The 1,022-nt window shown below is 65.6% G+C and carries 1 protein-coding gene and 1 pseudogene; both read right to left on the bottom strand.

What is annotated here, in order from left to right:
- Window positions 1-294: pseudogene (lysK, locus tag U1708_RS20655) on the bottom strand (lysine--tRNA ligase); the annotation flags it as partial.
- Between the two features lie 155 nt (window positions 295-449).
- A partial coding sequence (locus U1708_RS20650; RefSeq protein WP_332748177.1) for a M20 metallopeptidase family protein occupies window positions 450-1,022 on the bottom strand: 573 nt, incomplete at its 5' end.

The following is a 1,022-nucleotide window of genomic DNA, read 5'->3' as shown; positions in this document are numbered from 1 at the left end:
CTCCTTGTTGGGCACATTGTCGGGCACCTTGCGCAGCCCGTCCATATCGTCGCTGAACGCAATCAGCCGGGTGGGGATGTCGGACAAGGTTTCGAACGCGCGCCGCACCATCGTCGTGCGCAGCACTTCGTTGAACGTGCCGATATGCGGCAGGCCCGACGGGCCATAGCCCGTTTCGAACAGCACATGGCCTTTGGCCGGCGCGCCATCAGGATAGCGCTTGAGCAGCTTGCGCGCTTCCTCATAGGGCCAGGCTTTGGAGTCGAGGGCGGCGGTGCGCAGGTCAGTCGTCATGCGGCGGCTCTAACGGGAATGGGCGTTTTCGTCACCCCAACCATTGCCGTTGCCCAGCCAATACCGTCACCCCAGCGAAAGCTGGGGTCTGTAGGGGGCAGGTGCTGCACCCGCCCCGTAAAGACCCCAGCGTTCGCTGGGGTGACGGGATGGGATCAATCGAAGCCGTGGTTCAAGAACCGCTCGGCGAGCGCGCAATGCATCGCCACGCCCTTGGCCATGACATCCTCGCGGATCGTCATCTTGGTATTGTGCAGCGGCGGGTTGGTGCGCGGGTCGCTGCCCTCGGGCGCCACGCCGACGAACGCCATCGCGCCCGGTATCTCCCGCAGCACGTAGGAAAAGTCTTCCCCGCCCATCATCGGCGCGGGCATCGTTTCATAGGCGCCGATCCGCTCGGCGACGGCGCGGATCATCGCCACGGCGCGCGGATCGTTCTCGGTCACCGGATAGCCTTCGTCGATGCGCAACTCCGCGGTGCAGCCATGCGCCAGCGCGACATGCTCGACCACGCGGGCGATCCCGGCCTGCGCCTGCTCGCGCGTGGCGTTCGAAAGCGTGCGCAGCGTGCCCTTCATCTCGACGCATTCGGGCACGATATTATAGGCCGAGCCGGCATCGATCTTGGTGATCGACAGCACCGCCGGATCGGTCACCGCGATCTGGCGCGCGATGAAGGTGCTGAGCGCGGTGACGATCTCGCACGCCACCGGGATCGGATCGAGGCA

Origin of the sequence: Sphingomonas arabinosi (assembly GCF_036663715.1) — a bacterium.
Lineage (GTDB): Bacteria > Pseudomonadota > Alphaproteobacteria > Sphingomonadales > Sphingomonadaceae > Sphingomonas.
The sequence above is the reverse complement of the archived record's forward strand: the minus strand, read 5'-3'. Positions and strand labels throughout refer to the sequence as shown.